The sequence below is a fragment of the Streptomyces sp. NPDC029138 genome (assembly GCF_055564375.1).
Genome location: NZ_JBVHWM010000054.1, coordinates 28,541 through 51,608 on the forward strand (window position 1 = coordinate 28,541; position 23,068 = coordinate 51,608).

Annotated in this window: 21 protein-coding genes; 8 read left to right on the top strand and 13 right to left on the bottom strand. The window is 71.1% G+C overall.

Translation table 11 applies throughout. The features are described 5' to 3' along the window. Positions 1 to 193 precede the first annotated feature (193 nt). Both ACZ4WH_RS31770 and ACZ4WH_RS31775 read right to left on the bottom strand, forming a co-directional pair. Positions 194 to 481, bottom strand: coding sequence for a DUF3039 domain-containing protein (locus ACZ4WH_RS31770; RefSeq protein ID WP_189294548.1), 288 nt, complete (start codon positions 479 to 481; stop codon positions 194 to 196). Between the two features lie 30 nt (positions 482 to 511). Next, complete coding sequence (locus ACZ4WH_RS31775) at positions 512 to 1,084, bottom strand: YqgE/AlgH family protein (protein WP_468187337.1); 573 nt, start codon at positions 1,082 to 1,084, stop codon at positions 512 to 514. A gap of 278 nt (positions 1,085 to 1,362) precedes the next feature. Here ACZ4WH_RS31775 and murA point away from each other — a divergent pair, with 278 nt between their 5' ends. Beyond that, the gene (gene murA, locus ACZ4WH_RS31780; RefSeq protein WP_468187339.1) at positions 1,363 to 2,703 is read left to right on the top strand and encodes a UDP-N-acetylglucosamine 1-carboxyvinyltransferase; all 1,341 of its coding nucleotides are present in this window, start codon (positions 1,363 to 1,365) and stop codon (positions 2,701 to 2,703) included. 188 nt (positions 2,704 to 2,891) lie between these two features. Here the strand turns inward: murA and ACZ4WH_RS31785 are convergent, their stop codons facing one another. The 6 genes from ACZ4WH_RS31785 to ACZ4WH_RS31810 all read right to left on the bottom strand — a co-directional run bounded on the left by ACZ4WH_RS31785 (position 2,892) and on the right by ACZ4WH_RS31810 (position 10,075). Next, entirely contained in the window at positions 2,892 to 3,173 is a 282-nt protein-coding gene (locus tag ACZ4WH_RS31785) for an HU family DNA-binding protein (RefSeq protein WP_014673024.1), read from the bottom strand. A 323-nt stretch (positions 3,174 to 3,496) separates the two neighbouring features. Next, complete coding sequence (locus tag ACZ4WH_RS31790; protein WP_468187341.1) at positions 3,497 to 4,912, bottom strand: NAD-dependent malic enzyme; 1,416 nt, start codon at positions 4,910 to 4,912, stop codon at positions 3,497 to 3,499. A gap of 376 nt (positions 4,913 to 5,288) precedes the next feature. Beyond that, complete coding sequence (locus ACZ4WH_RS31795) at positions 5,289 to 7,646, bottom strand: HelD family protein (RefSeq protein WP_468187343.1); 2,358 nt, start codon at positions 7,644 to 7,646, stop codon at positions 5,289 to 5,291. 69 nt (positions 7,647 to 7,715) lie between these two features. Next, complete coding sequence (locus ACZ4WH_RS31800; RefSeq protein ID WP_468187345.1) at positions 7,716 to 8,483, bottom strand: anti-sigma factor family protein; 768 nt, start codon at positions 8,481 to 8,483, stop codon at positions 7,716 to 7,718. A gap of 62 nt (positions 8,484 to 8,545) precedes the next feature. After that, positions 8,546 to 9,130 carry a sigma-70 family RNA polymerase sigma factor gene (locus ACZ4WH_RS31805; RefSeq protein ID WP_009188888.1) on the bottom strand — a complete coding sequence of 195 codons (585 nt, stop codon included), beginning with the start codon at positions 9,128 to 9,130 and terminating at the stop codon, positions 8,546 to 8,548. A gap of 348 nt (positions 9,131 to 9,478) precedes the next feature. Next, on the bottom strand, positions 9,479 to 10,075 hold the full coding sequence (locus tag ACZ4WH_RS31810; protein ID WP_468187347.1) for a CGNR zinc finger domain-containing protein: 597 nt from the start codon (positions 10,073 to 10,075) through the stop codon (positions 9,479 to 9,481). 620 nt (positions 10,076 to 10,695) lie between these two features. On the opposite strand from ACZ4WH_RS31810, the gene ACZ4WH_RS31815 reads away from it, so the two are divergent. Together ACZ4WH_RS31815 and ACZ4WH_RS31820 are read left to right on the top strand one after the other, a co-directional pair. Beyond that, positions 10,696 to 12,069, top strand: coding sequence for a nitrate/nitrite transporter (locus ACZ4WH_RS31815; protein ID WP_468187349.1), 1,374 nt, complete (start codon positions 10,696 to 10,698; stop codon positions 12,067 to 12,069). 86 nt (positions 12,070 to 12,155) lie between these two features. Further along, positions 12,156 to 13,307, top strand: a complete 1,152-nt coding sequence (locus ACZ4WH_RS31820; protein ID WP_468187351.1) for a uroporphyrinogen-III synthase — start codon at positions 12,156 to 12,158, stop codon at positions 13,305 to 13,307. 269 nt (positions 13,308 to 13,576) lie between these two features. Here the strand turns inward: ACZ4WH_RS31820 and ACZ4WH_RS31825 are convergent, their stop codons facing one another. Continuing rightward, entirely contained in the window at positions 13,577 to 13,933 is a 357-nt protein-coding gene (locus tag ACZ4WH_RS31825; protein ID WP_468187353.1) for a hypothetical protein, read from the bottom strand. 56 nt (positions 13,934 to 13,989) lie between these two features. After that, positions 13,990 to 14,466 carry an ATP-binding protein gene (locus ACZ4WH_RS31830; RefSeq protein WP_468187355.1) on the bottom strand — a complete coding sequence of 159 codons (477 nt, stop codon included), beginning with the start codon at positions 14,464 to 14,466 and terminating at the stop codon, positions 13,990 to 13,992. 227 nt (positions 14,467 to 14,693) lie between these two features. Between ACZ4WH_RS31830 and ACZ4WH_RS31835 the strand changes: the two genes are divergently transcribed. The 4 genes from ACZ4WH_RS31835 (at position 14,694) to ACZ4WH_RS31850 (ending at position 16,938) form a co-directional block, all read left to right on the top strand. Next, on the top strand, positions 14,694 to 15,545 hold the full coding sequence (locus ACZ4WH_RS31835; RefSeq protein WP_468187357.1) for a helix-turn-helix domain-containing protein: 852 nt from the start codon (positions 14,694 to 14,696) through the stop codon (positions 15,543 to 15,545). 7 nt (positions 15,546 to 15,552) lie between these two features. Continuing rightward, positions 15,553 to 15,750, top strand: coding sequence for a DUF397 domain-containing protein (locus ACZ4WH_RS31840; protein ID WP_468187359.1), 198 nt, complete (start codon positions 15,553 to 15,555; stop codon positions 15,748 to 15,750). 135 nt (positions 15,751 to 15,885) lie between these two features. Next, complete coding sequence (locus ACZ4WH_RS31845) at positions 15,886 to 16,419, top strand: DUF6879 family protein (RefSeq protein WP_468187392.1); 534 nt, start codon at positions 15,886 to 15,888, stop codon at positions 16,417 to 16,419. Positions 16,420 to 16,602: 183 nt separating this feature from the next. Continuing rightward, entirely contained in the window at positions 16,603 to 16,938 is a 336-nt protein-coding gene (locus tag ACZ4WH_RS31850) for a hypothetical protein (RefSeq protein ID WP_468187394.1), read from the top strand. A gap of 9 nt (positions 16,939 to 16,947) precedes the next feature. Here the strand turns inward: ACZ4WH_RS31850 and ACZ4WH_RS31855 are convergent, their stop codons facing one another. The 3 genes from ACZ4WH_RS31855 to ACZ4WH_RS31865 form a co-directional block, all read right to left on the bottom strand. After that, positions 16,948 to 19,098 (bottom strand): bifunctional polysaccharide deacetylase/glycosyltransferase family 2 protein, encoded by a 2,151-nt coding sequence (locus tag ACZ4WH_RS31855; protein WP_468187361.1) that lies wholly within the window; start codon positions 19,096 to 19,098, stop codon positions 16,948 to 16,950. Between the two features lie 22 nt (positions 19,099 to 19,120). Next, positions 19,121 to 19,804 carry a hypothetical protein gene (locus tag ACZ4WH_RS31860; protein ID WP_468187363.1) on the bottom strand — a complete coding sequence of 228 codons (684 nt, stop codon included), beginning with the start codon at positions 19,802 to 19,804 and terminating at the stop codon, positions 19,121 to 19,123. 868 nt (positions 19,805 to 20,672) lie between these two features. Beyond that, positions 20,673 to 21,650: a LysR family transcriptional regulator gene (locus ACZ4WH_RS31865; protein ID WP_468187365.1), complete on the bottom strand. Its 978-nt coding sequence runs from the start codon at positions 21,648 to 21,650 to the stop codon at positions 20,673 to 20,675. 84 nt (positions 21,651 to 21,734) lie between these two features. Here ACZ4WH_RS31865 and ACZ4WH_RS31870 point away from each other — a divergent pair, with 84 nt between their 5' ends. Next, positions 21,735 to 23,015 (top strand): MFS transporter, encoded by a 1,281-nt coding sequence (locus tag ACZ4WH_RS31870; protein WP_468187367.1) that lies wholly within the window; start codon positions 21,735 to 21,737, stop codon positions 23,013 to 23,015. The last annotated feature ends 53 nt before the right edge of the window (positions 23,016 to 23,068 follow it).

The following is a 23,068-nucleotide window of genomic DNA, read 5'->3' on the forward strand; positions in this document are numbered from 1 at the left end:
CCTCACCGCGTTGCGTGTGACGCAACACCCCTGCCGCATTGCACAACGTGCCCCATCGCCTCGAAGGCTAGGGACTGCGCGAGTGCCCCACAAGAGGTCTGGACCACTTGGCGGCCGGAAAACACGAAGATCCCCGGGACGCGCTCACACGCGCCCCGGGGACCTCACCGTCCGCGGGCGGACCGGGGACGACCTACTTGTCGCCGCCCTTGCCCTTGCCCTCGTCGCCGCCGCTGCCCATGGACTCGTAGATCTCCTTGCACATGGGGCAGACGGGGTACTTCTTCGGGTCGCGGCCCGGCACCCAGACCTTGCCGCACAGCGCCACGACGGGAGTGCCGTCGAGGGCGCTCGCCATGATCTTGTCCTTCTGGACGTAGTGGGCGAAGCGCTCGTGGTCGCCGTCGCCGTGGGACACCTGTGGCGTCGGCTCTACGAGGGTCCCCGTACCAGTCCCGCGCTCGGGCTCAAGAGTGCTCATATCAGCAAGGGTACTGAAAGCTCATACGCATCAGTTGAGCGAAGGGTCGTCCGGGTACGTGGCCACCATCGCCAGCTCGTTGCGCTGGCGGCGCAGCACCTCGCGCCAGAGTCTCTCCGGGGCCGGACAGGACACGTCACCCGGCTCGGACTCGACGACGTACCAGGCGCCCTCCACCAGCTCGTCCTCCAGCTGACCGGGGCCCCAGCCGGCGTACCCGGCGAAGATCCTCAGGGAGCCGACGGCGGAGGCGAGCAGTTCCGGCGGGGCCTCCAGGTCGACCAGTCCGATCGCGCCGTGCACCCGCCGCCAGCCCAGTGGCGCGCCGTCCCCGTTCGCGCCGCCGGGGATCACCGCCACGCCGAGCGCCGAGTCCAGCGAGACGGGGCCGCCCTGGAAGACGACGCCGGGCTCGCCGGCGAGGTCGGCCCAGCCCTCCAGGATGTCGCCGACGACCACCGGGGTGGGCCGGTTGAGGACGACGCCGAGGGAGCCCTCCTCGTCGTGGTCGAGAAGGAGCACCACCGCACGGTCGAAGTTCGGGTCCGCCAGGGCGGGGGTGGCCACGAGCAGCCGCCCTGTGAGCGAGGACACCTCGGTCATGCCAGACATGATCCCGCATCTTCCCCCGGAGTGGGGAGCCAATCGGGGGCACGGGAGTGAAGGCAGCTCAGGGCGTACGGGAGCGACCCCCGCGCACATCCCCGCGCCGGTGACCCCATGTGCCCGGCGGGGAACGGTTCGTGTTGTGACACAGCTATGACGTGGCTGGGTGGTACTTGGGCTTACGGGAGGGGGGTAATCGGCGATTACCCTGTCTTCCCGGCCCGTGCGCACAGTGATCGGCCGGCCCCTGACCAACTCATCGGAACGCGAGATTCATGACCGTCAACGACGATGTCCTGCTTGTCCACGGCGGAACCCCGCTGGAGGGCGAGATCCGTGTCCGCGGTGCGAAGAACCTCGTACCGAAGGCCATGGTCGCCGCCCTGCTGGGCAGCGAGCCGAGCCGACTGCGCAATGTTCCGGACATCCGTGACGTGCGGGTCGTCCGTGGCCTGCTCCAGCTGCACGGGGTGACGGTCCGTCCGGGCGAGGAGCCCGGCGAGCTGGTGCTCGACCCGACGCACGTCGAGAGCGCCAACGTGGCCGACATCGATGCCCACGCGGGTTCCAGCCGTATCCCGATCCTCTTCTGCGGTCCGCTGCTGCACCGCCTCGGGCACGCCTTCATCCCGGGCCTCGGCGGCTGTGACATCGGCGGCCGGCCCATCGACTTCCACTTCGACGTGCTGCGGCAGTTCGGCGCGACCATCGAGAAGCGGGCGGACGGGCAGTACCTGGAGGCTCCGCAGCGGCTGCGCGGCACGAAGATCCGGCTGCCGTACCCGTCCGTGGGCGCGACCGAGCAGGTGCTGCTGACGGCCGTACTGGCCGAAGGCGTCACGGAGTTGTCCAACGCGGCCGTCGAGCCGGAGATCGAGGACCTCATCTGCGTGTTGCAGAAGATGGGCGCGATCATCGCGATGGACACCGACCGCACGATCCGCATCACCGGTGTCGACAAGCTCGGCGGTTACGCCCACCGCGCCCTGCCCGACCGTCTGGAGGCCGCGTCCTGGGCCTCCGCGGCGCTGGCGACCAACGGCAACATCTACGTCCACGGCGCCCAGCAGCGCTCCATGATGACGTTCCTGAACACCTACCGGAAGGTGGGCGGTGCCTTCGAGATCGACGACGAGGGCATCCGGTTCTGGCACCCCGGCGGGCAGCTGAAGTCCATCGCGCTGGAGACGGACGTGCACCCCGGTTTCCAGACCGACTGGCAGCAGCCGCTGGTGGTGGCCCTGACCCAGGCCACGGGCCTGTCCATCATCCACGAGACGGTCTACGAGTCCCGCCTCGGCTTCACCTCCGCGCTGAACCAGATGGGCGCGCACATCCAGCTCTACCGGGAGTGCCTGGGCGGCTCCGCCTGCCGCTTCGGCGCCCGCAACTTCCTGCACTCCGCGGTCGTCTCGGGCCCCACCAAGCTCCAGGGCGCCGACCTGGTCATCCCCGACCTGCGCGGCGGCTTCTCGTACCTCATCGCGGCCCTGGCGGCCGAGGGCACGTCCCGTGTCCACGGCATCGACCTCATCAACCGCGGCTACGAGAACTTCATGGAAAAGCTGATGGAACTCGGCGCGAAGGTCGAGCTGCCGGGCAAGGCCCTCGGCTAGGCACCACGAACGACAAAAGGGCGGCCCCCCTCGGTGGAGGGGGGCCGCCCTTTTCAGGCGTCCTCAGACGGGGCGCCGCGACGGGGCGCGGGGAACTGCGCGACCAGCCACAGCGGACCCGCGGTCACCCACGGCGCTCCGTGCCACGGCGCTCCAGTGGACCGGCGCCCGAAGCGGAGCGCTTCCGCTTACTTGCCCTTGGCGGCTTCCTTGAGCTTGCTGCCCGCGGTGACCTTCACGCTGAAGCCGGCCGGGATGTTGATGGGCTCGCCGGTCTGCGGGTTGCGCGCGGTGCGAGCGGCACGGTGGGTGCGCTCGAAGGTCAGGAAGCCGGGGATGGTGACCTTCTCGTCGCCCTTGGCGACGATCTCGCCGACGGTCTCGGCGAACGCGGCCAGCACGGCGTCGGCGTCCTTGCGGGTCACCTCGGCGCGGTCGGCCAGCGCGGCCACCAGCTCACTGCGGTTCATGTTGTTACTCCCGTGTTTTTCTTGCCGTTGGGGTGTGCCACGCGGCGGAGCCGCCCGAGGCACTGCGATGCCGATGCGCTCGCGCCCTTGAGGGTGCCCCCGGGGACGAAGTCCCTGGGGGAGCATCCTGCCCCTACCTGCGGCGGGAAAGCCAATCCGGCACCCGTAGGAGTCGTGAGAACACCCTGGGGAGTCACACGAAAAGCGCCTGCTCGGCCGTCACCCTAGAGCGCGCCCGGCATCGCGGGGTTCCACGACGCGCCGGTGCGGGGGGCCGCCGTGGTGATGCTCACAGCCCCCCTGCACATTACGGCACTCCGTGGTCAGACCGTCGCGCCGGCCGCCTTGGCGGCCTCGCGGACCGCCCCGGCCACGGCGCCCGCGACCTTGTCGTTGAAGACGCTCGGGACGATGTAGTTCGGGTTCAGCTCGTCCTCGGTCACCACGTCGGCGAGGGCCTTCGCGGCGGCGAGCATCATCTCGGTGTTGACCGTGCGGGACTGGGCGTCCAGCAGGCCGCGGAAGACACCCGGGAAGACCAGCACGTTGTTGATCTGGTTCGGGAAGTCGGAGCGGCCGGTGGCCACGACGGCCGCCGTCTGCCGGGCGATCGCCGGGTCGACCTCGGGGTCCGGGTTCGCGAGCGCGAACACGATGGCGCCCTCGGCCATGGCGGCCACGTCGTCGCCGTCCAGGACGTTCGGGGCGGAGACGCCGATGAAGACGTCGGCGCCGCGCACGGCCTCCTTCAGGGTGCCGGTGAGGCCCTCGGGGTTGGTGTTGTCGGCGATCCAGCGCAGCGGCGAGTCGGCCGGGGCGTTCACCAGGTCCTCGCGGCCGGCGTGCACGACCCCGTGGATGTCGGCGACGACGGCGTTCTTCACGCCGGCGGCGATCAGCAGCTTGAGGATGGCCGTGCCGGCCGCGCCGGCGCCGGACATGACGACCCGGATGTTCTCGATCGCCTTGTTCGTGACGCGCAGGGCGTTGGTCAGCGCGGCGAGCACGACGATGGCGGTGCCGTGCTGGTCGTCGTGGAAGACGGGGATGTCGAGGGCCTCGCGCAGCCGGGCCTCGATCTCGAAGCAGCGCGGCGCGGAGATGTCCTCCAGGTTGATGCCGGCGAAGCCGGGGGCGATCGCCTTGACGATCTCCACGATCGCGTCGGTGTCCTGGGTGTCCAGGCAGATCGGCCAGGCGTCGATGCCGGCGAAGCGCTTGAAGAGGGCCGCCTTGCCCTCCATGACGGGCAGCGCGGCCTTGGGGCCGATGTTGCCGAGGCCGAGCACGGCGGAGCCGTCCGTCACGACCGCAACGGAGTTGCGCTTGATCGTGAGGCGGCGGGCGTCCTCGGGATTCTCGGCGATGGCCATGCAGACGCGGGCCACACCGGGCGTGTAGACCATGGACAGGTCGTCACGGTTGCGGATGGGGTGCTTCGACGCCATCTCGATCTTGCCGCCGAGGTGCATGAGGAACGTACGGTCGGAGACCTTGCCCAGCGTGACGCCCTCGATGCCGCGCAGCTTCTCGACGATCTCCTCGGCGTGGGCCGTGGAGGTGGCCGCGATGGTCACGTCGATGCGGAGCTTCTCGTGGCCGGACGCGGTGACGTCGAGGCCGGTCACCGAGCCTCCGGAGGACTCCACGGCGGTGGTGAGCTGCGAGACGGCGGTTCCGCTCGCGGGCACCTCCAGCCGGATCGTCATCGAGTAGGAGACGCTGGGCGCCGTTGCCATGGCCGACTTCCTCTGCTTTCACCGTGTCGCGAGCTGTGCCGTCCGATCGTCGCACCTACCGCTCAGTACGTGGTAGTCGCCCTGGGTTACGGACGTTGTGTTCACGCGGGGTTCCCCGGCGGGTGCTGGTTTCGGAAAAACACTTCCACCATACGAGAAACGATCAGCTGGGGAAAGGGGCTCACGGGGCAAAGAAAGAGGCCCACGTCACATCCGTGACGTGGGCCTCCCACGCTCATGACACCGACCCGCCATGCTCGCCTCGCGGCAAGTGGTCCCTCTGAGGGACGAAGGTTGGGCCCGGGGGCTTGGATCGGGCCGGTGCCACACCCAGGCTAACAAACGGATCCCGTAAGGCCATTCCCGTACGGGAGGTTCAGTCCCTGAGCAGATCCGGGACCCCCGCCGCGTCCGGTTCGTCCCGCTCCCCCGACACCACCGTCAGCTGCTGGGTGGCCCGGGTCAGCGCCACGTACAGCACGCGCAGGCCGGCCGGCGACTCGTCGGCGATCTCCGCGGGCGAGACGACGACCGTCGCGTCGTACTCCAGCCCCTTGGCCTCCAGGCTGCCGAGCGCCACCACCCGGTCGCCGAGCCCGGCCAGCCAGCGCCGTGCCTCCGCGCGCCGGTTCATCGCGACCACCACGCCGACCGTGCCGTCCACCAGCCCGAGCAGCCGCTCGGCCTCCGCGCGCACGGTCTTCTCCAGCGAGTCGCGTACGACGGTGAAGCGCGGCTGTACGCCGGTGGAGCGCACCGCCGACGGCGCCTCGGAGCCGGGCATGGCGAGCGCCAGCACCTTCGCGGCCAGCTCGGCGATCTCGGCCGGGTTGCGGTAGTTCACGGTGAGCTGGAAGCGGCGCCGGGGCCGGGTGCCGAGGGCCTCGTCGCGGGCCTCGGCCGCCTCGTCCGGGTCGGACCAGGAGGACTGCGCCGGGTCGCCGACGACCGTCCAGGTGGCGTGCCGGCCGCGGCGGCCGACCATGCGCCACTGCATCGGCGTGAGGTCCTGCGCCTCGTCCACGATGACGTGCGCGTACTCGGTGCGCTCCTGCGCCAGCCGCTCGGCCCGCTCCCGCTGCGACTCCTCGCGCACCGGCATCAGCTCCTCCAGGCCGGTGAGCTGGTCCAGCGGGTCCAGCTCCCGCTTCCTGCGCGGCCGGGCCGGGGCGCCGAGGATCGCCTGGAGTTCGTCCAGCATGGCGATGTCGTGCACGGAGTACCCGTCCCGCCTCAGCGCGCGGGCGACCTTGCGGACCTCGCCGGGGTTGAGGATCCGCCGGGCCCAGCGGCCGAGCCGCTTCTCGTCGGCCATGGCGGCGAGCACGGCCTTCGGGGTCAGCTCGGGCCACCAGGCGTCGAGGAAGCCGATGAAGGAGTCCTCGCTCGTGATGTCCTCGTCGAAGGAGGAGCGCAGCTCGGCCGCCAGCTCCGGGTCGGTGTGCCGGCCGGCGGCGCCGGACCGGTCCCACAGGGCGTCCAGCAGCAGCTTGCGGGCGCGCGGGCGGAGCAGGTTGACGGGCGCGGTGCCGCCGAGGGCGGTACGGCGGATACGTTCCAGCTCGTCGGCCTCCAGTTCCAGGCGTCGCCCGAAGGCGACGACGCGGAGGCGGGCGGGCGGACCGGTGACGGTTTCCTCCCCCGGAGCGCCCCCCGGAGCTTTCCCCGGGGCGGCCGGCCCCAGCTCCAGGGCGCCCCGGGCGGCCTTCCGCAGCACCTTCAGCATCCGGTACGAGCCCTTGGCGCGGGCCACGGCCGGGGAGTCGTACAGCGCGGCCTCCGCGCCGTCGACCAGCGAGCCGATCGCGCGGATCGCGACCTGGCCCTCCTCGCCGAGCGAGGGCAGCACGCCCTCGGTGTAGGCGACGAGCAGCGGGGTCGGGGAGACGATGAGGATGCCGCCCGCGTAGCGCCTGCGGTCCTGGTAGAGCAGGTAGGCGGCCCGGTGCAGGGCGACGGCGGTCTTGCCGGTGCCCGGGCCGCCCTCCACGTAGGTGATGGAGGCGGCGGGGGCCCGGATGACCATGTCCTGCTCGGCCTGGATGGACGAGACGATGTCCCGCATGGTGTGGCCGCGGGCCTGGCCGAGCGCGGCCATCAGGGCGCCGTCGCCGATGACGGGCAGCTCGTGGCCGTCCAGGAAGGCCGTCAGCTCGGGCCGCATCAGGTCGTCCTCGACGCCGAGGACCCGGCGCCCCTTGGAGCGGATGACCCTGCGCCGTACCACCCGTCCGGGCTCCACCGGCGTGGACCGGTAGAAGGGGGCCGCGGCGGGGGCGCGCCAGTCGATGACCAGCGGGGAGTAGTCCTCGTCCAGGACGCCGATACGGCCGATGTGCAGGGTCTCGGCGATGTCGGCGGTGTTGTCCGGCCGGACGGCCCCCTCCGCCGGCTCGACCGCCGTGTAGGCCCCGTCGGGCCCCTTCTTGCCGTCCTTGCCGAGCAGCAGGTCGATCCGCCCGAAGAGGAAGTCCTCGAACTCGTTGTTCAGCCGGTTCAGGTGGACACCGGCGCGGAAGACCTGCGCGTCCCGCTCGGCGAGCGCGCCCGGGGTGCCGACCTGACCACGCTTGGCCGCGTCGTGCATCAGGAACTCGGCCTCGTGGATCTTCTCCTCGAGGCGCTGGTACACCCGGTCCAGGTGTTCCTGCTCGACGCTGATCTCTCGGTCGCGGACGGAATCCTCTGCGTCGTGTACCGAGCCGACCGCGGACTGCTGAACCTGAGCGGCCACCGGGCCCCCTTCTGACGTGCTGGGCAGCCGTCAACCGTACGCGAAGGGGACCCGTCGAAGCTACGGTGGCTACGCGTCCACCTGCACGAGCTTCTTGCCCTCGAACGTCACCACCTCGAAGTGGTCGATCTCATTGGGCTGGAAGGCCGCGGCCCCGCCGATGTAGAGCGGCTGCTTGGCCTGCTCCGTCCTGGCGTCCGGGACCCCGTATCCCCAGTTCGGCACGGACCACGACGACATGGTCACGCGCTGCCCGTTCTTGGCGACGAGCACCAGGGAGCACTTCAGCGGGCCCTTGACGTTCTTCAGCTCCAGGACCGCCTGGGTGCCCCAGTCCTTCTCCGCCATGGCGACGGTCGCGCTGACGTGGGTCGACGCGTCCGTGGCGGACTTCTTGTCGGACATGGTCCGGAAGGTCGCCTGGGCCGGCGTGGCGGTGACCTGCCCGCCCCCGTCCGAGCCGCCGTTGACCGCCACCGCGGCCAGCGGCCCGGCGATGATCAGCGCGGCCGCCGCCGCGATCATGTAGAAGCTGCGCCGGCGCTTCTGGGCGCGCTTCTCGGCGACCTCGTCCACCAGCTTCTCCGCCAGCCGGGGGCTGGGCCTGGCGGACAGCGACTCGCCGATCGCGGGCGTGCTGCCGGAGCCCGGCAGGTCCGCGAGCGCGGCCAGCATCGGCTCCATCCCGGCCAGCTCGTCCAGCTGCTGGGCGCACCACTCGCAGCCGGCGAGGTGGGCCTCGAAAGCGGTTGCCTCGGCGTCGTCGAGAATCCCGAGGGCGTAGGCGCCGACGGTCTCGTGCTCGCTCGGCACCGAAGATCCCTGACTGGGGCTCATGGGACCAGACATACCCGGACCACCCGGTCCGAATCCCTGCATTCCCCCGTACCCGCTGCTCATCACGCCGTCACCCCCCGCTCCTCCAGTGCCAGCTTCATCGACCGCAGGGCGTAGAAGACCCGGGAACGGACCGTTCCGCTCGGTATGCCCAGTGTTTCGGCCGCCTCATTGACGGTACGCCCCTTGAAGTACGTCTCGACGAGCACCTCCCGGTGGGCCGGGGTCAGGTCGTCGAGCGCGTCCGACAACGTCATCAGCCACAGCGCCTTGTCGATCTCGTCCTCCGCGGGGATGACCTCCAGCGGCGACGGATCGACCTCCTGCGGCCGGGCCTGCCGGCTGCGGTGGCCGTCGATGACGATGCGGCGCGCGACCGTCACCAGCCAGGGGCGTACCGAACCGGTCGCCCGATTGAGCTGACCGGCGTTCTTCCAGGCACGGATGAGCGTTTCCTGTACGACGTCCTCGGCGCGCTGCCGGTCACCGGCGACCAGCCGCAGGACATACGCGAGCAGAGGTCCGGCGTGCTCCCGGTACAGGGCACGCATCAGCTCCTCATCCGGCTCCGAGGGCTGTGAGGACATGCGATGTCGGGCCCTCGCTCCACGTTCATTGGCCACGGCCGCATCCTTGCGCACGCCCACCTCCGGTGTCCGGGGGTTCCCCCAGTCGGTCGCTCGCCCACCCGTACGGACGGGGGCGGCCCGGTGTTCAAACCCGAGTGACAGATTTCTTGGGGGTGACGTGACGAGCGGGACATGCGCGCACATTCCCACCGCGCGATCTTCACATCTCCGACACGCCGGTTCGGGCGACGCCGACTTCCTGTGTACGGACCACTCAAACCCGGTGTTACAGAAATCACTCGGGCTTCGGGGGTGCGTGGGGGCGCGAGCGTCAGGGGTGTGAAGGGGGCGAGTGAGGGCGAGCGTCAGGGGCTGGGGCGGGGGAGAGTGAGGGCGAGCGTCAGGGCTGGTGCGGGAGCGTGGCCGTCAGGCCTCGGTGAGGGCGGCTGTTCGGCGGCGGTGGCGGGCGACTCGTTCCCGGTTGCCGCAGACCTCGCTGGAGCACCAGCGGCGGCGCCGTCCGCGGGAGGTGTCGAGGTAGACGAGAGGACAGTTGTCGCCCTCGCACTCCCGTACGGCGGCCCGCGCGACGGGGTCGGTGAGCAGCTCGACGGCGTCCCGGGCCACGAGGGCGAGCAGCGCGGCGCAACTGGGCGGCCCGGCCAACTCCCGCACGAGGCCGCCGCCTTCGGTGCGTACGGCGACGGGTGCGGGGGTCGCGCCGAGGGCCAGCTCGTTCACGCGCCCGAGCGCCCGCCCGTACGACAAGGCGTCCCCGGGGTACGGCCCCCGCACCAACACCCCCACGCATCGGCGCAGTTCCCGGAACCCGGTCAGCCAGGACCCGTCGGCATGACCGAGCGCCGTACCGCCGGGCACGAGCCCGGCACCCCCGATCCACGCGCACAACGCGCCGACGCCGTCCAGCCGTTCGCCCGGATGCGTGGTCGCGAGGAGATCCAGGCACACCCGCCCGGCGTCGAACCGCGGCTCGTACGCGGAGGGGGCGCTACCGAGTGCCATGTGCCAGTCACCGCCTAGGCAGGAACCGTGCGGGGTCTCCCCCCACAGTGCCCGCGCGAAGGGAACACCGGAACCCCTCGCACCGCGCCGGCACGGCCGGAGACGTCCGGGCCGCTCCGCGCCTTCGGTGTCCGGGTGGGCCCCGACGAGACGCTCGCGGGGACGTCGACCTGCGGTGCGCGGCAGAGGGACCGGCCCCCGGCCAGGTGGATGCCGCGTACGGCCTGTACCCCGCCTGGAGGGGCCGCGGCCTGGCACCCGCGCGGTCCTCCTGGCGTTCCGGTACGCGGCCTGCGAGGGCGGACAGGAGGCGGTCATCCAGGTCGAGCCGGACAACCCCCCGTCCGCCGCTGTCTCGCGCCGGGCCGGGTTCACCCGCCCCGGCAGCCCGGTATCGGGCCAGGACCAGGGCAGCGGCACCCGGCTCGACCGGTGCGTCCGGGACCTGCGCGGTGCCGACCGGTGACGGCGGCGGCGGGCCTCACCGGCCCTTCCCCGGCCGAGTGAGAGCAACGTTCCCTTCCGGTCACCCACAGCCACAGGCCGGAAACGCGTTCTCCCTACCTTCGGGCTGAGTCAGTGGTCGGCAGACCGAGCAGCCGGAGCACCGTGGAGGCGTGATGACAGCCCCAGCCCCAACCCGTCGCAGTGGCCGCTGGATCGAGCGCTGGGATCCGGAGGACGAGGCATTCTGGAAGGCGACCGGGGAGCGCGTCGCCCGCCGGAACCTCTGGTTCTCCGTCCTCTCCGAGCACATCGGCTTCTCCGTCTGGACCCTGTGGTCGGTCCTGATCCTGTTCATGGGCCCGGAGTACGGCCTCACCCCCGCCGACAAGTTCCTGCTGACGTCGGTGGTCACGCTGGTCGGCGCGGTGGTCCGGGTGCCGTACACCTTCGCCGTGGCCGTCTTCGGCGGCCGTAACTGGACGATCATCTCGGCGAGCCTGCTGCTCATCCCGACCGTCGCCGCGTTCTGGGTGATGGAACCGGGGACGTCCTTCTCCACCTTCCTCCTGGTGGGCCTGCTGGCCGGCATCGGCGGCGGCAACTTCGCCTCCTCCATGACCAACATCAACGCCTTCTTCCCGCTGCGCAAGAAGGGCTGGGCGCTCGGCCTCAACGCGGGCGGTGGCAACATCGGCGTCCCCGTCATCCAGCTCGTCGCGCTCGCCATCATCGGCGCGAGCGGCGGCCCGCGCGTGCTGCTGGGGATCTACATCCCGCTGATCGTCGTGGCCGCCGTACTCGCCGCGCTGTTCATGGACAACCTGTCCTCGGTGCGGAACGACACCGGCGCGGCCAAGGACGCCGCCCGGGACGCCCACACCTGGATCATGTCCTTCCTCTACATCGGCACCTTCGGCTCCTTCATCGGCTACAGCTTCGCCTTCGGCCAGGTGCTGACGAACGGGTTCGGCCGCACTCCGCTCCAGGCCGCGTACCTCACCTTCATCGGCCCGCTGCTCGGCTCCCTCATCCGCCCCCTCGGCGGCTGGCTCGCCGACCGCTACGGCGGCGCCCGCATCACCCTGTGGAACTACGTCGCCATGGCCGCCGCCACCGCCGTACTCATCGTCGCCAGCATGCAGAAGTCGCTGCCGTTGTTCGTGTCCGTCTTCGTCGTCCTGTTCGTGCTGAGCGGGCTCGGCAACGGTTCGACGTTCAAGATGATCCCGGGCATCTTCCAGGCCAAGGCGCTGGCCAAGGGCCTGGAGGGCGAGGCGGCCGTCGCCCACGGCCGGCGGCTGTCCGGCGCGTCCATGGGCCTCATCGGAGCGGTCGGCGCGCTCGGCGGTGTCGGCATCAACCTCTCCTTCCGCCAGTCCTTCCTGTCCTACGGATCCGGCACCGGCGCGTTCGTCGCCTTCCTCGCCTACTACGGCGTCTGCTTCGCGGTCACCTGGGCCGTATACCTTCGTCGTACGGCGGCGCGGGTTCCGGCCACGGCTGCCGCGTCGGAGGCGAAGGCCCAGCTCAGCTATGCCGAGGTGTGACGTAACACCGGCGACATCGAGCGGAACCGAGCCTGTCACGCATCGTTGACAGGCTCGTTCGGCGCGCCGGTCAGCTAGGAGAGCCCATGTACGACGAAGAGCAGCACCCCGAGCACGGCCCCCTCGCCGGATTCACCGTGGGCGTCACCGCCGCGCGCCGGGCCGAGGAGCTGGGCGCCCTGCTCCAGCGGCGCGGCGCCACCGTCCTGCACGCCCCCGCCCTGCGGATCGTGCCGCTCGCGGACGACGGCGAACTGCTCGCCGCCACGAAGGAGATCATCGACCAGGTGCCGGACGTCGTCGTGGCCACCACGGCGATCGGCTTCCGGGGCTGGGTCGAGGCCGCCGACGGCTGGGGCCTCGGTGAACAGCTGCTGGGCCGGCTGAGCGGGGTCCGCCTGCTGGCCCGCGGCCCGAAGGTCAAGGGCGCGATCCGCGCGGCGGGCCTCACCGAGGAATGGTCGCCCTCCTCGGAATCCCTGGCCGAGGTGCTGGACCGGCTCCTGGAGGAGGGCGTCGACGGCGACCGCATCGCCGTACAGCTCCACGGCGAACCCCTCCCCGGCTTCGTGGAGTCGCTGCGGGCCGCCGGGGCGGAGGTGGTGCCCGTCCCGGTCTACCGCTGGATGCCCCCGGAGGACCTGAACCCCCTCGACCGTCTCCTGGACGCGGCCGTCACCCGCGGCCTGGACGCCGTCACCTTCACCAGCGCCCCCGCCGCGGCCTCCCTCCTCTCCCGCGCGGAGGACCGCGGCCTGCTGGACGACCTGCTGGCCGCCCTGGCCCACGACGTCCTCCCGGCCTGTGTGGGCCCGGTCACCGCGATCCCCCTCCAGGCCCGCGGGGTGGACACGGTCCAGCCGGAACGCTTCCGTCTGGGCCCCCTGGTCCAGCTCCTGTGCCAGGAACTCCCGGCCCGCGCCCGGTCCCTGCCCATCGCCGGGCACCGGGTGGAGATCCGGGGCCACGCGGTCCTGGTCGACGGCGACCTCAAGCCGGTGCCCCCGGCCGGCATGTCCCTGCTCCGCGCCCTCGCCCGCCGCCCCGGCTGGGTCGTCCCCCGCGCCGACCTGCTCCGCGCGCTGCCGGGTGCGGGCCGCGACGAACACGCCGTCGAGACGGCGATGGCCCGCCTCCGCACGGCTCTGGGAGCGCCGAAGCTGATCCAGACGGTGGTGAAACGGGGCTACCGCCTGGCCCTGGACCCGGCGGCGGACGCGAAGTACGCGGACGCGTGAGCCGGCGCCCGGGCTCGTCTCACAAGTAGGTGGCTTGATGGATGTACAAGCACTCGTGCCGCGGGACGATCAAGTAGAGGAAGAACCCGCCGGGCACGTGCGAGACGTTCCCTTTCGGGCCCGCCCCTCCTGATATGAGGCACCGTCGAGGTAGAACGCTGCGGCCGCGCGGACCAGCTCGTCGGCTTGCTTTTCGACCTCGGCCACGAAGGCGGGTGGAGCGCCGCCGATGACGTACGCCTCATCCGGGTCGTACTCCCACCGCCACGTCACGCGGACACCGCCTGCCGGGCCTCGGTCTCGACGGTGCGCAGTTCTGCCATCGCCGTGCGGAACTCGGGGTCGTCCCGACTGCCGGCGTTGTGCACGGCGACAAGGGCGGCCTGGTAGCGGGAACGCAGGTCGGGCCGCCGCTCGATCTCCACCTGTGCCTGCCAGTATGTGAGCCAGTACTGAAGGTGGCCGATCTTGCCGTCCTGGAGGGCGGCCCCCAGGGCCTGCTCCTTGTGCTGTTCCATTTCACCCAGGCGATGCGGGGCGATGCGCGCCAGTGCGATGCGAACCGCCGCCGGAGTGCCCTCGGGGCGCGGGATCAGCTCATGGCTGTGGTCCGGTTGTGTGGTCACGCGGCGGCTCCTCCGTGCGCACGTGCTCAGCTTCCTGCACCCCACCGTACTGGGCATCACGGACAGCGACGTGGCATCCGGCGCAGCGGTACCCCGCCCACCTCGAACCACAGCAGTTTCCCGGCACCCCGGTCCAGCGGGCTGTCCGCCAGGGACAAGCCGCCCCAGGTGTCGGCGTACTCCTGTACGAGGTGCAGCCCGCGACCCTCTTCGGCGTCCACCGGAGCAGGCGGCACGCGGTCCCAGGGCGGCTGCCCGAAGGGCGCGGGGATACAGGGGTGGCTGTCCCACACCCCGACCCGCAGCCGGCCGTCCGCGAGGGCGGTGAGCCGGAGGGAGGCGGGGCCTCGGGTGTGCCGGTAGGCGTTGCCGACCAGCTCGGACGTCAACAGTTCGACGGCGTCGAGGACTTCGTGTCTGCCGTGCCCGCTGAGCACGGCCCGTACGGTCATACGTGCGACGCGTGCCGCGCGGGGATCATGCGGCAGCCGAAGGGCGTACACCCAGGTGTCGGGCAGGGATACGGTGCCCATGAAAACCTCCGGTGAGAGAAGGGACGACCTGGACTCGCTCAACCGATTACGCCAGGCGGTGGCATTGCCTGGGAGGTGCGCTTCCGGCTTACAAGCGCGGGCAGTTGGGCGATGCGCTGTACGCTAGCGCAGCACTGAGATACTTCTCAGCGAATCGAGGGAAGTGCATCAGTAATTAACTCGCGTGAGGTACCCGTGCGTCGAGACGGCGACTGAAAGGAGGCTCGTTGCCACCCAGCAACACACCCACCCTGCGCCAACGGCGCCTTGGGGCTGAGCTGCGAAAGCTTCGTGAGCGAGCAGGCCTTACGGCTACCAGCGCCGCCGCCCGCCTGGGGGTCAACCAAGGCCGCGTCAGCATGATCGAGACTGGGCGCAGTCCCCTCAGCGCCGACCGCGTCCGCTCCCTCGCCCGCGCCTACGACTGCGGGGACGCAGCCCTGGTGGACGCGCTGGCCGCGATGACTCAGCGCCAGGCACATAGTTGGTGGGACAGTTACCGTGACCACCTGCCGGTCGGCCTTATCGACCTCGCCGAGTTGGAGTACCACGCGGCGGCGCTGCGCGTTGCCCTGGTCATCCACATTCCGGCCCTGCTCCAGACGACCGATCACGCTCGCGCCCTCTTCAAGGAGGCGGTGCCGTCACTGAGGCCGTACGAGATCGAGCACCGCGTCAGTCACCGGGTCAAGCGGCAGGAGATTCTGTACCGGGACAACCCGCCCCCGTACACCGCGGTGATCCACGAGTGCGCGCTGCACATGGGATACGGCGGCACCGCCACGGTTCGCGCTCAGCTCGACCACTTGCTGGAGATGAGCGAAATGGAACATGTGACCGTGAGGGTCATTCCCTTCGGCAAGGGCTCCTTCCCGGGTACCGGACAGTCCGTCGACTATCTGGCGGGGCCGGTTACTCAGCTTGACACCGTTCAACTGGACACCCACCACGGGTGCGAGTTCCTGGATGCGGAAGCACAGTTGGAGAAGTACCGCATCGTCCTCGACCGTATGGAGGCGAACGCTCTCAAGCCGGCAGAGTCCCGTGACCTGATCCACCACATCGCCCAAAGTCTCTGAGGTAACCGTGCCCGAACTCGCCTGGAAGAAGTCCACTTACAGCCCTGATGCCTCCAACTGCGTGGAGATAGCCACCACCCCCACCACCATCCACATCCGCGACTCCAAGACTCCCACCGACCGCCACCTCACGGTCACCCCCTCCACCTGGGCGGAGTTCCTGCCGTACGCGGCGCACATCGACTCCTCGTCCGCTTCGCGTTGACATCAGTCCTGACAGTTGTCACGGACCGCGGAACCCTTGCCGTACAGGGAGGACTCCTGACCGACCACGGCAGAGAGGTCCCGGCGCATGAAGCGCTTGTGGAAGTCCCCGTCGAACTGATCAGGAAGGCTGTCCCTGACGACCTCATCTAGCCTTTCTCTGGCGGACTGGTTCACCACGTTCGAGCGTGAAACATTTCGGCTGGAGACACTGGACGACTACAGCCAGTCGGGCGGGGTCGAGGCCTACCGGGCATTCCTGGCAGGACGAGACCAGCCGGAGTCGTACAAGGCCGCCGCATGGCTGACGACGGTGGGGAACGCGACCGCGGCCGGCAAGCGCGTGTACCGCGTGCACGTCCTGTCCCGTCCGCTGACGGACTACCTCAGATTCGAGCTGTCCTGGGGATACCGACGGAACATGACCGTCGGCGAGGAGTTCTTCATCCTCGACACCACCGAGCGGGACAACCCGATCCCTGACGCGCCCGACTTCTGGATGTTCGACGACAGGGCGGTCGGTGTGATGGCGTACGACGGTGCCGGGAAGTACCTGGGAAGTGAATTTCTGAACGAGGATAACCGGCTGACCCAATTCCGGCACTACCGGGTCACCGCACTCGCGCATGCCGTACCGTTCACGGACTGGTGGGCGCAGCACGCGGAGTGAACAGATCTGAACGCGGCCATGTCCGCATCGAAGCTGTCGAAGATCGAGAACGGCAGTGTCATGCCGAGCGTCGTGGACGTGGAGCAGATCCTCACCGCCATAGGGGTGTCCGGGGGCGGCGCAAGGCTCTGGAACTCCTCAAGTGGTTTGAAGAAGGCCGCTCCCGGCGTCCACCCTGGCCATATGAAGGGACTCGCGGGATTCGGCAAGAAGCAAGACCTCGTGCTGGTCATCCGGGACTCGGACCTGGTCGCCGCAAAGCTGCGGGAGGCGTTGGACGGGGCTTCTCAGGAGGAGCGGGCCGGGCTGGAGAGGGCGGTCGCGCTCGTCGGGGCCGCCGCCGGCGCCAGTGAGGGACAGCTGCGGGCGGACTGGGTCCGCGCCAGGCTGGCCGGTGTCGGGTTCACCGGGGACGTCGGCTCCGTCGCCGCCGTGAAGGCGTTGCGTCAGGCCGAGCCGGGTCTGAGCCTGCTGGCGGCGGTCCAGTTGCAGAAGGACGCCGTGGCCCACCCGGAGTAGGGCTGCTGGTCATCCAGCGGGGGTCGCCTCCGGCACCGGGGGTCGCTCGGCCGGCGGTGCCGCCACCCCGCCCGTGCGGCGGAGTTTCTGCCAGCGCAGTCGGCCGCCGGTGAGGGCGGTGATCCAGGACTGGAGCAGGACGACGTACATGAGCTGGCGGTAGAGCAGCTGTTGGAGGGGGAGGGAGAGGAGGGGGATGAGGGGTTCGCGGTCCAGGTGGAAGGCGTAGGCCGCGCAGGCCGCCTGGATGGCCAGGACGGCGCACCAGGCCACGATCGTCTTGGTCGTCGGGCCGAAGACCAGGCCGTAGACCAGGAAGAGGTCGATCAGGGGGGCCAGGAGCGGGGCCACGACCATGAAGAGCGAGACCAGGGGCAGGCCCACGCGGCCGAAGCGGCCCGACGGGCCCCGCTCGAACAGCGCGCGGCGGTGCTTCCAGATGGCCTGCATGGTGCCGTACGACCAGCGGTAGCGCTGGGACCACAGCTGCTGGACCGACTCGGGCGCCTCCGTCCAGGCGCGGGCCTTCTCGGCGTACACCACGCGCCAGCCGTCGCGGTGCAGGGCCATCGTGACGTCGGTGTCCTCGGCGAGCGTGTCGTCGCTCATCCCGCCGACCCGTTGCAGGGCCGAGCGGCGGAACGCCCCGACCGCGCCCGGGATCGTCGGCATGCAGCGCAGGATGTCGTACATGCGGCGGTCGAGGTTGAAGCCCATCACGTACTCGATGTGCTGCCAGGCGCCGATGAGCCGGTTCTTGTTGCCGACCTTGGCGTTGCCGGCGACGGCGCCGACGCGCGGGTCGGCGAACGGCTGGACGAGTTCACGGACGGTGGCCGGTTCGAAGACGGTGTCGCCGTCCATCATCACGACCAGGTCGTACCGGGCGTTCGCCAGGCCCCGGTTGAGGGCCGCCGGCTTGCCCGCGTTGGCCTGGCGGATCACCCGCACGCCGGGCAGGTCCAGCGCCTCCACGATGTCGGCCGTGCCGTCCGCCGAACCGTCGTCGATGACCAGCACTTCGATGGGATGCTCGCTGCGCATCAGTGAACGGACCGTGTTCTCGATGCACTTGGCCTCGTTGTACGCCGGCACCAGCACCGACACCGGCTCGGTGACCGGCTCCTCGCCCCATCGGAAGCCGGGGCGCCGGGTGCGGCGGGCGTGCGCGCCGGACAGCAGCAGCATCAGGCCGAAACGGGCGAAGACGAGGCAGCCGACGACGGCGAGCCCGGCGACGAGCACCGTGGTGATGTTGTCGGACGCCTTCACCAGGAAGATCCAGGCCTTCCCCTTCCACAGGTCGAGGCCGGTGACCGGGGTGTCCGCGCTCGGGGCCCGCAGCGCGCCGGTGAGGGTCTGGAAGGTGTAGCCCTGCTGTTGGAGCCGGGGCAGCAGCTTGTCGAGCGCCTGGACGGTCTGGTGCCGGTCGCCGCCCGAGTCGTGCATGAGGACGACCGCGCCCCGGCCGCCGTGGGGCGTGGCGTTGCGGATGATCCGCTCGACGCCCGGCTTGCGCCAGTCCTCGCTGTCGGCGTCGTCCACGACGGTGAGATAGCCCCGGCTGCCGATGTACCGCGTGACCGGCCACGACCGGTTGTCGATCGCGTTGGCGGAGGAGGAGTAGGGCGGCCGGAACAGCGAGCTGCGGATACCGGCCGCTCCGGCGAGCGCCAGCTGGTTCTGGGACAGCTCCCAGTCGATGCGCTTCGTGGAGTGGTACGACAGGTCCGGGTGGCCGAAGGTGTGCAGGCCGACCTCGTGGCCCTCGGCGACCATGCGCCGGACCAGCTCGGGGTGGCGGGAGGTCATGGTGCCGGTGACGAAGAACACCGCGTGCGCGTGGTGCTTCTTCAGCACGTCGAGCACCTTCGGGGTCCAGGTCGGGTCGGGGCCGTCGTCGAAGGTGAGGACGATGCGGTGGTCCGGTATGCGCAGGCTGTCACCGCGGCCGTTGCGTGTGTCGATGACCGGCCCGCCGTCCAGGATGCGCTGCGGCACCTCGTCGTTCGCCGCCGACGGCCGGATGCGGTGGTCCGCGAGGATCTCGTTGTGCACGTAGCCACGCAGCATGAGCATCGCCAGGGTCGCCACCAGGACCAGGAGGGGGAGCAGGTAGCGCAGCGGCAGCCGGGTACGGCGGCGGGGGTGTGAAGCCATCTGAGGGTGTTCCGCCTGGTCGTCAGAGGGAGAGCTTGGGGTACGGGCGCCGGGTGTGGCCGGGCGGGGTGTGGGTACGGCCCGACGGGGTCGGCGTGGGGGCCGGAGCGGTGGCGGTACCGGTGGCGGACGGCGCCGGAGAGACGTCGGTGGCCGGGGCCGACGAGGTCGGGGAGCCGGTGGTGCCGGCGTCGGCGGGCGCGGAGGCGGTACCGGCGTCCGGATCGGTGGACGCGGAGGCGTCGGCGCCGGCGGGCGCTCCGCTGCCCGGTACGGCGGTGCCGCCCGCCTCGGCGCCCACGACCGGTGCGGTCACCGTGCCGGCCCCCGGCGGGGTCGGGGTCGTGGAGACGCTGGGCAGCGGCGAGGTGTCCACCTTGCCGGCGGGCTTGTCCTCGTGCTGGCCCGGCACCGGGAGCCAGGGGGCAGCGGAGTTGCCGGACAGCAGGGTGGCGACGATGACGGCGGCGTAACCGGCACAGGCGACGGCCACGGCCACGCCGAGCCGCCGGAAACGGCGGCTACGACGACCGGACTCGTCCACGAAGACCGGCCCGTCGGAGCCACGGGGGTCCCGTACGGCCGACCCCGCGCCCACAGCGCCGAGTTGTACGTCGTCCAGCTGGACGGTCTCGTCGTGTGAGGTGGGAGCAAGGGCGGGGGAAGGTGCCGGGGAATCGGCGGTGGGGTCGGAGGGCTCCTTCACGGCGGCGGGCTGAGCGGGGTCGGCGGCTTCGCCAGGCTCGGCAGATTCGGCAGACTCAGCGGATTCGCCGGGTTCGCCGGGTTCGCCGGGTTCGCCGGGTTCGCCGGGTTCGCCGGGTTCGGCAGGCTCGGTGGGTTCGGCAGGCTCGGTGGGTTCGGCAGGCTCGGTGGGTTCGGCAGGCTCGGTGGGTTCGGCAGGCTCGGTGGGTTCCGTGGGTTCCGTGGGCTCGGCCGATTCGGCGGGCTGCTGCTGCGCTTCGACGGGTGCCGCGGATTCGGCGGACTGCTCAGGTCCAGCAGAGTCGCCGGACTCATCAGGCTCGGCAGCCTCAGCCGCCTCGGCAACCGTCTCAGGAGACTCCGCAGCATCACCGGTCTCTGCGTCGGCGTCGGCGTCGGCCTCGGCAACAGACTCGGTGACGGACCCGGCGTCGGTCTCGGCACCGGATTCGGCTTCGGACTCGACCGCGACACGAGACTCGGCGCCGGCCTCGGAACCAGCCTCAATCTCGGCCCCAGCACCAGACTCGGCGACAACCCCCGCAGCCTGCGCAGTCTGCGCAGCCCCCGCGTCCGCGTCCGCGTCTGATTTCATCCGTTCCTCGCCCCCGCCCACCAGCGCACCGCGCCCCACAGGCGCCACCTCTCGCCCTTCAGGTTGGGCGTCTTCAGGACACTTTTTCACGCGCGTTCATCCCCCCACGGGACAGTTCCGGGCGCGCTCGCGATCCCGGGCATGCGTCGATCGAACCAGGCCCCCACCCGGTCCGAGCGCCCCCACTACCACCCTGTGCCCGGGCCAAGAATGTAACGCACGCGGAGGAGTGCCGCGCGCCGGGCCGGTACGGGCGGACGCCCGTCACCGCCCGTCACACGCCGTTCATCACGCCCTCGTCCATGGCCGGAATCCATCCATCGGCAGGCCGCCGCAGCCACCCTTCCACCCGTGCGATCTCGGCCACCGCCTTCCGCAGCGCGGTCAAGCCGGGATGAACCAGCCCCTTCCGCCAGACCAGGGAGACGGGCGACAGCGGGACGGGGTCGACGAGGGGCCGTCGTACCGTCCCGGGCAGGGGCGGGAAGTCCACGACGGCCAGCACCGGGTTCCGGGTCTTCGCCATGATGCGGCCGAACTCCTCGTCGCCGACGGCCAGCGGGAGAGGCGGGGCGAGCCGGATGGCGCGGTCCTCGAAGAGGCGCTGGGCCAGGTCGGTCCACTCCCGGGTGCGCGGGTTGCCGGCACCGGCGTACACCGTCTCTCCGGCCAGCGCGGACAGCGGCACTCTCGGTGACGCGGCCAGCGGGTGGTCCTCGGGCAGCACGACGGCCATCGGCTCGTACCGCACCGGCTGCTGCTCCAGCCCGGAGCGGAGCGCCGGGTCGAGGCCGGCGAACCGGCCGAAGGAGGCGTCCATGCGGCCGGCGAGCAGTTCGGCGGCGGCTCCGGTCAGGCCGCTCTCGTAGCGGGCCATCAGCTCGCAGTCGGGGGCGAGTTCGCGGGCCCGGTGCAGGACGCGGCGGCCGGTGACCAGGCCGGGCGAGTTGAGGTCGACCAGCAGCGGGCGGGCCTGGCCGGCGGCGAACGCGGCGAGAAGGTCGTCCTGGGCGGCGAGGACCCGGCGCGCGTGCGGCAGCAGGCGCTCGCCGTCCGGCGTCAGCGTGACCTGCCGGGTGGTCCGTACGAACAGCTCGGCGCCCAGCTCCCGTTCCAGCCGCCGTACGTCCCGGCTGAGCGCCTGCTGGGCGACGTACAGGCGGGCCGCCGCCCGGGTGAAGTGCAGTTCCTCGGCGACGACGACGAAGGAACGCAGCAGGCGGGGGTCCATGTGGGCGGCGGGGGCGGACATGGCAGCGAACTTACAACGGGAACGCGTGAATCGGGACGCAGAAGGTGTTGGACCTGGTGATCCGCTCCGGGCGACCGTTGAGCCATGCCGCAAAAGACCGCCCAGGACAGCCGAACAGACAGCGAAAGACCCCACATAGGCGCATACCGCTTCTTGTTCCGCCTCCCCGGCACCCGTGCCTTCACCGCCGGCAACCTCCTCGCCCGGCTGCCGATGGGCATGTTCAGCGTGAGCGCGGTCGTGATGATCGCCGGTTCCCGTGGCTCGTACGCCCTCGCCGGTGCCGTCACCGCGGTGGGGCTCGCGGCGACCGCGCTGGCCGGGCCCTGGCTCGCGCGACTGGTCGACCGGCACGGGCAGGCCCGGGTCGCGCTGCCGGCCACGGCCGTCTCCGTGCTGGGCAGCCTCGCGTTGCTGCTGTGCGTCCGCTACGACGCCCACGACTGGACCCTGTTCGCCGCCTACGCCGGCACCGCGGCGACCCCCAACATCGGCGGCCTCTCCCGCGCCCGCTGGGCTCATCTGCTGCGGGACGAGCCCGGCGCGCTGCACACCGCGAACGCGTTCGAGCAGGCCGCGGACGAGCTGTGCTTCATGCTCGGGCCGGTGCTCGCGTCCTTTCTGACCGGCACGTTCTTCCCGGAGGCGGGCACGCTCACCGGGGCGGTGCTGCTACTCGCCGGCATGCTGCTGTTCCTCGCCCAGCGGGCGACCGAGCCGCCGCCGACGGCCCGCTCGCAGGCGCCCTCGCCGCTGCGCAGCCCGGGCATCCCGCCCCTGCTGGCCTGCTTCACCGCGACCGGCGCGGTGTTCGGCTCCATGGAGGTCGTCACGATCGCCTACGCCGACGCGCAGGGGCATCGCACGGCGGCCGGTGCCGTGCTCGCGCTCCAGGCGGCGGGCTCGTGCGCGGCGGGACTGGCGTACGGGGCGCGGAAGCCGGCGGGGGTGCGGCTCGGCCACTGCCTGGCGGGGATGGCCGTGCTGATGACGCTGCCGTGGGCAGCCGCCGGTGTCGCCGGTTCGCTGTGGGTGCTGGCGGGCGCGCTGCTGGTGGCGGGTATGGCGACCGCGCCGACCATGGTGACGGCCATGACGCTGGTGCAGCGGCGGACCCCGGCCGACCGGCTCAATGAAGGGATGAGTCTGATGGTGACGGGCTTGCTCACCGGGATCGCCTGCGGCTCGGCGACAGGCGGCTGGGCGGCGGAACACCTCTCCCCCACCACCGCGTACGCCGTACCAGCGGCTGCCGCCACCCTCGCCCTCGGGTTGGCCACTCTCACGGGCGCCGGCCGGGTCGCGCCCCGTAAGGGCGCGGGGTACTGCGCGACCAGCCACGACGCACCCCCAGCCGGAAGCTGACCAGCGCCCCCACGGCGCTGGCCCACGGCAAAGGCCCCGCCGCTAGAAGCGAC

Coding starts and splice junctions, on each gene's coding strand:
- ACZ4WH_RS31790 (WP_468187341.1), bottom strand. CDS start 4,912: ATGGCAACGGCGCCCAGCGTCTCCTACTCGATGACGATCCGGCTGGAG.
- ACZ4WH_RS31820 (WP_468187351.1), top strand. CDS start 12,156: ATGTACGACGAAGAGCAGCACCCCGAGCACGGCCCCCTCGCCGGATTC.
- ACZ4WH_RS31850 (WP_468187394.1), top strand. CDS start 16,603: ATGAAGGGACTCGCGGGATTCGGCAAGAAGCAAGACCTCGTGCTGGTC.
- ACZ4WH_RS31770 (WP_189294548.1), bottom strand. CDS start 481: ATGAGCACTCTTGAGCCCGAGCGCGGGACTGGTACGGGGACCCTCGTA.
- ACZ4WH_RS31855 (WP_468187361.1), bottom strand. CDS start 19,098: ATGGCTTCACACCCCCGCCGCCGTACCCGGCTGCCGCTGCGCTACCTG.
- ACZ4WH_RS31785 (WP_014673024.1), bottom strand. CDS start 3,173: ATGAACCGCAGTGAGCTGGTGGCCGCGCTGGCCGACCGCGCCGAGGTG.
- ACZ4WH_RS31865 (WP_468187365.1), bottom strand. CDS start 21,650: ATGTCCGCCCCCGCCGCCCACATGGACCCCCGCCTGCTGCGTTCCTTC.
- ACZ4WH_RS31775 (WP_468187337.1), bottom strand. CDS start 1,084: ATGACCGAGGTGTCCTCGCTCACAGGGCGGCTGCTCGTGGCCACCCCC.
- ACZ4WH_RS31870 (WP_468187367.1), top strand. CDS start 21,735: ATGCCGCAAAAGACCGCCCAGGACAGCCGAACAGACAGCGAAAGACCC.
- ACZ4WH_RS31830 (WP_468187355.1), bottom strand. CDS start 14,466: ATGGGCACCGTATCCCTGCCCGACACCTGGGTGTACGCCCTTCGGCTG.
- ACZ4WH_RS31800 (WP_468187345.1), bottom strand. CDS start 8,483: ATGAGCCCCAGTCAGGGATCTTCGGTGCCGAGCGAGCACGAGACCGTC.
- murA (WP_468187339.1), top strand. CDS start 1,363: ATGACCGTCAACGACGATGTCCTGCTTGTCCACGGCGGAACCCCGCTG.
- ACZ4WH_RS31810 (WP_468187347.1), bottom strand. CDS start 10,075: ATGGCACTCGGTAGCGCCCCCTCCGCGTACGAGCCGCGGTTCGACGCC.
- ACZ4WH_RS31815 (WP_468187349.1), top strand. CDS start 10,696: ATGACAGCCCCAGCCCCAACCCGTCGCAGTGGCCGCTGGATCGAGCGC.